Origin of the sequence: Franconibacter helveticus LMG 23732, from assembly GCF_000463115.2 — a bacterium.
GTDB lineage: Bacteria > Pseudomonadota > Gammaproteobacteria > Enterobacterales > Enterobacteriaceae > Franconibacter > Franconibacter helveticus.
In genome coordinates this window covers 24,322-30,563 of the sequence record NZ_AWFX01000023.1, presented here as the reverse complement: position 1 = coordinate 30,563, position 6,242 = coordinate 24,322, and the positions used below count along the sequence as shown (strand labels likewise).

Here is a 6,242-nt window from a genome sequence, read left to right as displayed (position 1 = left end):
TAACCGCGATCAACAACCTGTTTGACTGCTTCAGTTTTAAACTCTTCGGGATAACGCTTACCGCTCATGGGCACTTCTCTTTAAGCCATCTTAAATGACTCTGAGGTGTCTGTTAAACCCGTGGCGATTCATTTAATGGTTGATGGGGCACCTTCACCCCATCAATCTGATACCACCCTCAGATGGTTGATAGATCGACTCCGTAGTTGAGTTCCTCTGCGAAGTCCGGCAGTCCGTAACCGATGGTTTTCTTGTAGAAAGGAGAGACCTTCGCAGTCGGTGCCTTCTTCTTGTGCTTCGTGGTGTAGAGCATTCGTGCCCGCATCACCTCGAAGGAGTAACCGCGCCCTTCACGGTTCTTGTCCTTGGCCAGTCGGTTGATGGACTCCGTGTAAGCGTTGGTGACGGGCATGTCCGTCTCGAAGTAGGTCATGGTCTCTTCGCGCCAGTTTCCCACTGCCCTGACCAGATCGCTCCAGACTTCCTTTTGGCCCTTCGGGATGGTGGCTATCCACTCGTCCAGGGCGGCTTCTGCCTGGAGCCGTGTGGTGGCGTCCCAGATGCCGTAGAAGCGCTCCTTGTGCTCGTAGGCGGCCAGCAGTTGCGGGAACGCGCCTGTCCAGGTCTCCATGATGAGGCGCTCCCGGTCTGAGACTTCGTGAGCGCGTTTCAGCAGGATTTTCCGGTCTCCCTTGAGAGTCCGGCTCTGGGACGGTTTCAGCTCCTTTCTGAGGCCCTTGCGCACTCTCTCTAGGGCATCGTTGGCCATGCGCACCACATGGAACTTATCGACCACGATACGGGCCTGGGGCAGCACAGCCTTGACCGCTGCCCGGTAGGGGTTCCACATGTCCATGCTGACGATCTCGACCTTCTGCCGGTCTTTCAGCTTCATCAGGTAGTTGGTCACCACGTCCTGGCGGCGGGTGGCCAGCAGGTCGAGCAGGGTTCGCTCCTCAATGTTGGTCAGAATGCAGCGGTAGCGCTTGTTCAGGTATAGCTCGTCAATGCCCAGGATGCGGGGCGTCTCGAAGCGGTGCCAGCGCCCCAGGAACTCGGCGCGGGCGTTGAAGATGTCGCGCACCGTCTTCTCGTCCAGGCCGGTCTGTGCCGCCACAAAGGTGTAGGGGTGGTTGAAGGATTCCTTCTCCACGTACTCATGCAGCCGCAGTGTCATACGGAATCCGTCCACCATCTCCGGTAGCTGGGGCCTGAATGTTGTCTTGCAGGCCCGGCAGGTGTATCGGCGGCGGACCACCCAGAGAGTGACCCGCTTGCCGTGGATGGGCAGATCACGATAGGGAACGTCACGCTTGCCGAACCGTACGAACTCACCCTGCACGCCGCATTCCTCGCAGGCGATGGGATCGGGCACGTCCACCTGGAAGTGCATTTCGTCGTCGGTTGATTTGCAGCCCAGTACTTGGTATTGCGGCAGGTGAAGGATGTTGTCGGGAAGTTCGGTCATGGTGTTGTATAGGCGTAGGTGTCAGTCAGATCCATCCGACTCGGCATTGGTGTTTGCTTTTTTACCCAACAAGCTGCTGGAAACGAAAAGTAAGGCACCGAGGACAATTGCAATATCAGCCAGGTTGAAGGCCGGCCAATGCCAGTCTCGCCAATAGAAATCAAAGGAATCCACAACATAGCCGCGAAAGACCCGGTCAATCAGGTTGCCCATGGCGCCACCGAGGATAAGACTGTAAGCGATGGCTTCTCCTTTATGACGATTTTCAAGGATCAGCTTGATCAGAAAAATCGAGACCACTACCGCGATTCCGATAAAAAAGTAGCGCTGCCAGCCTCCACCATTCGCAAAAAGACTGAATGCGGCACCGGTGTTCCATAGGTGCACCCAGTTAAAGAACGGGGTCACCGAAACATACTCGCCATAGGCCATTGATTGCTGCACCAGCCACTTTACAGCCTGATCAGACGCTGCCAGCAGGCCCGATATGGACAATAGGGCATACGGCGAGAGCTTTTTGCCAATAATGAGCATTATTTAACCCTTCAACGCCAAAATGCGTCTGGCACCGTTAAGTACAATGCCCCCCGCGATGGTGCCGATAATCAGATCCGGATAATTGGAACCGGTCCACGCGACCAGGGCGCCGGCGGTGATGACCCCCAGGTTGATCACCACGTCGTTGGCCGAGAATATCCAGCTTGCCTTCATGTGCGCCCCGCCTTCCCGATGTTTGGATATGAGCAGCAGACAACTGGTATTGGCAATCAATGCGACGAATGCGATAGCCATCATCACCAGCGATTCAGGCTCACTACCGAATACAAAGCGTCTCACCACCTCTACGAGCACGCCCACAGCCAAGATCAGTTGCAGTACACCAGCAAGATGCGCGGCACGTACCTGCATTTTCACGCTATGTCCAACCGCATAAAGGGCAAGCCCGTACACCGCCGCATCGGCAAAATTGTCCAGGGATTCTCCAATCAGGCCGGTGGACCGGGCGATCAGACCGGCAGTCATTTCCACCACGAACAGAAGTGCATTGATGCCGAGCAACCAGCGCAGGGTCCCGGATTCTTGCTTAGCAGAAGCTGCCGAAAACTCGGCGGCCTTGATGGTCTCCGGATTTGCAGCGACGGTTTCCTGAAGCGAGGCGCCTAGCCCCAAGGTCTTCAGTTTCGAGGTGACGGGCTCGACCTCGCCGTCATGCACGACCTTCAGCCGGCGGTTCGACAAGTCGAAGGACAGCGCCCGAATCTCCTCAAAGCCGTTCAGGGCTAGGCGAATCATTCGTTCTTCTGATGGACAGTCCATCTTCGGCACGGCATAAACACTGACCCATCTCCCTGGCGCCTCGGAGGAGGCCTGTATATCGGTATCCGCTGCGGACGTTGCATCACCGCCACAGGCGCCACCACAGGATTTGCTCATGATACGACTCCACTTGAACAATGTTGTGGTACCATTTAAAACTATAAAGCTACTATAAGGTCAATAGAGTAAAGAATCCGTTGGGGAGGAGGCTGATGCGCATTGGTCAGTTGGCGCAGTTGGTAGGGGTCGAAACACAGACGATCCGCTTCTATGAACAGCAGGGCTTGTTGCCGCCGCCTGATCGGCAGGACAACGGTTACCGTGTCTATACCGAGAAGCATGGTGAGGGGCTGGCCTTCATCCGTCGCTGCAGAATCCTGGGCCTGTCACTGGCTGAGATTCACGAACTACAGAGCTATCAGGACGACCCTCATCAGCCTTGTACCGCCGTCAACGCCTTGCTCGATGATCACATCTCTCATGTGCGGTCGCAGATAACCGCTCTGCAAGCGCTTGAGAAACAACTCGTTTCACTGAGAGCGAGTTGCAACGATGACCGGGAAGTTGAGGCGTGTGGGGTTCTTGCTGGAATTAGCGAAGGAAACATGCACCAGCAGTAGGTGAAGCATCAACCAGATAATCCGATGAGATGCCGGTCTGTCTCACTCTCATGCAAAGGTAAGATCAACCATTTAATCCGCTTACCCGAAGTTTAAAAGCGCTCCTATGGATTAAGTCCAATAATGGTAATCATATTCGTACGGCTTATTCCATCGCAGTAATCGCCAACGCAACTAACCTGCTAGGAATAAACATAAGCATTGGGCCTCTACAATAGCAGTGCGCATAACAAAGATTATGTTAAATTCAATGGTAAAGTCATTATAAATCAATATCTTAAATATCGAACAAGCCCCTTTCTTCCTCAAACCTCACTGTGGTAACTTTAAAAACAATGTCCGTTCCTGAGTTTGTGATGCCTTAAAGCCATGGTGAAGATAAAAGTTTTTGGCTTCTTCAGTCAGTGCATGAACCATAATCGCACGGACTCCAATATTCTCAGCTACACGGTAACAGCGCAGAACTGCATCATGCAGTAAATCGGCCCCGAGCCCTTGGCCACGGTATGAAACATCAACTGCCAGGCGAGCAAGTATGATTACGGGAATTGGATCTGGCATATTGCGCCTGAGGCTTCCCATTGCTTCCACGTGGTTAACGCTGCCGGTGGCCAGAGAGTAAAAACCGACAACCTGTTTAGTGTCTCTTTTACAAACGACGAACGTTCGTGCTGCACCAAGAGCTTGGTTTTTTAATCCCCTCTGTTTAAGCCAGTCATCAAGTACTGCCTCACCACTGACGAACTCTGCTAGTTGATGGGAGCTGGATAATGGTTCTGGTGCTGTTACACGTCCCACTGAGGTTTCCTTGCCAGAAGTTTATCAATAGCCGCCTCATCCGAAACCGGTGCATCGAGCATATCGATAAACTCTGCATACTGCTCATCGTTAAAATTAAATACGCGACGATCGAGGATCACATTCTCCGCAGCCTGACATGCCATTTCCAGGATGAAGTCCGTGCGTGATTTATGGAGAATCTCTGCTGCAGCATCAATAAGTGCTCTTTGAGATTCTTTAGCTCTAAGGTTGAGCTGAACATCTGATTTCATGAGTGCGCTCCTTGTATAGCGATTGCTTTACAAGCATACCATATGGATTCTGTATAGCAAAAGCTATACGGTTTTTTAAGTGCAGTGAACATACGAAAGAGTCAACTTGCAACTATTAGGTAAAGCTCTTCCTCTAAATTATTTTCCTTGCTCTGGCCTACCAAATCAAACCCAACGCCCTGAATTTACTGCGTGCGATGCTTGCTAGCAGTCTCATCCGGACAATTAGCATGAAAACTATGGATTGTTATCTGGTCTAACATCTGGAAAAGTTACTGATGAGAAGGTAGTATTCGGATCGTCAGCGATCGTCTTGTGGTGGGACAGATTGTTGATTCAGATTACTTTTGTGTCCTAACTCAAACTGACGGTTTGACTGCTTTGTGGTGAGGCAGGCGGGTGGCAAAAGATGGTTTTACGGAAGAAATGCGGACTTCCGGAAACAGACAGGGACAGGACGTGTCCAGTAAAACGTTCAGGAGCAGGTAACGGGATTTCCCGGAGCCTGAATGCACAAACCCCCCGACATCTGTCATCATCTTGGCGGAAGACACAGATATCAGGGGGTCCAAAAGCAGGCGCGTGGCCTGTGAAGGATTATAACGCATGCACCACATAACACAACACCCGGCCGCCATAAGAACAGGCCGCCGTGAATGACAATCAGATTTCTGTTCACTGGTCAGATCTACCGAAAGATGAGCTAACCCGTTTCTGCCAGGATGTCGATGCCGGCACTCAGGGTAATTTCCTCATTGCACCGGTCAAAAAACTGACCCGCCGCAAACGCGGTGAGCATTCCACAAAAGCCAAATGTGAGAACCCGGCCTGGTATCGCCCGGAGCATTATAAAAAGCTCTCCGGACAGCTCGGTCATGCCTACAATCGCCTGGTGAAAAAAGACAAAGAAACCGGGCAGGTCAGCCTGCGCATGCATGTTTCTCGTCACCCTCTCTATGTCGCCGGCCGCCGTAAGGCGGGACGTAAATATGGCTTCCGTCCGGAACGTCAGCGCCTGCTCGATGCGCTCTGGCCAGTGCTCATCAGCTTCTGTGATGCCGGCAAGCATACCGTCGGCATGTGTATCTCCCGTCTTGCAAAAGAACCCAGTGCAAAGGACGCAAAAGGCAATGTCATTCCTGAAACGGAGGTGACGGTGTCACGCCTTTCACGGCTTATTGAGGAACAGGTACGGTTTGGCGTTCTGGGCCTCGCAGAAGAACGCGCCTGGGATCGTGAATCCCGCACCTGGTTGCCAACGTATGTCTATATAACCCCCGTGGGATTCCAGATGCTGGGCGTCGATATGGACAAGCTGTTTAAAGAGCAGGAGAAGAAGCTCCGTCAGAGCGCCGAGCGTGAGCAGCTGATCCGGGAAGGAGTGATGAGCGAACATGATGATGTTCAGGCCCACTCTGCGCGGAAATGCTGGTCTGGCCGTAAGCGTCGGGAGGCACTCGTTTACCGCCGCAAAAAAGGCGCGGAGCGTAAACGTGCCAACAATCTGATTAAGCTGCCGGCAGATGAACGACTCCATGCAATGTCTGAATGGATTTACCGCACCCTCCCGCCTGACGAAGCGTACTGGTGCACATCTGAGCGCCTGAAGGCTCTGGCCATCCAGCATCTTTACCAGCTGGATCTGGCGCTTTCTCCCCCGGACTAGTCACAGACGACACAACAGTCTTCTTGTTTACGGGCCCCTCACCGGGGCTTTTCGTGCTGGTTTTTTTCGGCCACTCTGCTCATTTTTCAACCTTCACTCCGTTCTCCTTCCGGTCACCA

General features: G+C 52.9%; 7 protein-coding genes. 2 read left to right on the top strand and 5 right to left on the bottom strand.

The annotated features are described in order from the left end of the window. Positions 1-178: 178 nt before the first annotated feature. The 3 genes from DW56_RS06255 to DW56_RS06245 are packed head-to-tail and all read right to left on the bottom strand — an operon-like array spanning position 179 to position 2,902. Positions 179-1,468 carry an ISL3-like element ISPpu12 family transposase gene (locus tag DW56_RS06255; protein ID WP_004574636.1) on the bottom strand — a complete coding sequence of 430 codons (1,290 nt, stop codon included), beginning with the start codon at positions 1,466-1,468 and terminating at the stop codon, positions 179-181. A gap of 21 nt (positions 1,469-1,489) precedes the next feature. After that, a complete protein-coding gene (lspA, locus tag DW56_RS06250; RefSeq protein WP_003821921.1) occupies positions 1,490-2,002 on the bottom strand; it encodes a signal peptidase II in 513 nt (170 codons plus the stop codon). 3 nt (positions 2,003-2,005) lie between these two features. Next, on the bottom strand, positions 2,006-2,902 hold the full coding sequence (locus DW56_RS06245; RefSeq protein WP_004364974.1) for a cation transporter: 897 nt from the start codon (positions 2,900-2,902) through the stop codon (positions 2,006-2,008). A 95-nt stretch (positions 2,903-2,997) separates the two neighbouring features. Here DW56_RS06245 and cadR point away from each other — a divergent pair, with 95 nt between their 5' ends. Beyond that, entirely contained in the window at positions 2,998-3,405 is a 408-nt protein-coding gene (cadR, locus tag DW56_RS06240; protein WP_004364961.1) for a Cd(II)/Pb(II)-responsive transcriptional regulator, read from the top strand. A 312-nt stretch (positions 3,406-3,717) separates the two neighbouring features. Here the strand turns inward: cadR and DW56_RS06235 are convergent, their stop codons facing one another. Further along, a complete protein-coding gene (locus DW56_RS06235) occupies positions 3,718-4,203 on the bottom strand; it encodes a GNAT family N-acetyltransferase (protein WP_013087269.1) in 486 nt (161 codons plus the stop codon). Then, on the bottom strand, positions 4,191-4,457 hold the full coding sequence (locus tag DW56_RS06230; protein WP_007869691.1) for a type II toxin-antitoxin system TacA family antitoxin: 267 nt from the start codon (positions 4,455-4,457) through the stop codon (positions 4,191-4,193). The genes DW56_RS06235 and DW56_RS06230 overlap by 13 nt, the downstream gene beginning before the upstream one ends. Before the next feature lie 652 nt (positions 4,458-5,109). Here DW56_RS06230 and repA point away from each other — a divergent pair. Continuing rightward, on the top strand, positions 5,110-6,123 hold the full coding sequence (gene repA, locus DW56_RS06225) for a plasmid replication initiator RepA (RefSeq protein WP_024553721.1): 1,014 nt from the start codon (positions 5,110-5,112) through the stop codon (positions 6,121-6,123). The last annotated feature ends 119 nt before the right edge of the window (positions 6,124-6,242 follow it).

Excerpts from the sequence above, each read along its gene's own strand:
- DW56_RS06255 (WP_004574636.1), bottom strand. The coding sequence starts at position 1,468 with ATGACCGAACTTCCCGACAACATCCTTCACCTGCCGCAATACCAAGTA.
- lspA (WP_003821921.1), bottom strand. The coding sequence starts at position 2,002 with ATGCTCATTATTGGCAAAAAGCTCTCGCCGTATGCCCTATTGTCCATA.
- DW56_RS06245 (WP_004364974.1), bottom strand. The coding sequence starts at position 2,902 with ATGAGCAAATCCTGTGGTGGCGCCTGTGGCGGTGATGCAACGTCCGCA.
- cadR (WP_004364961.1), top strand. The coding sequence starts at position 2,998 with ATGCGCATTGGTCAGTTGGCGCAGTTGGTAGGGGTCGAAACACAGACG.
- DW56_RS06230 (WP_007869691.1), bottom strand. The coding sequence starts at position 4,457 with ATGAAATCAGATGTTCAGCTCAACCTTAGAGCTAAAGAATCTCAAAGA.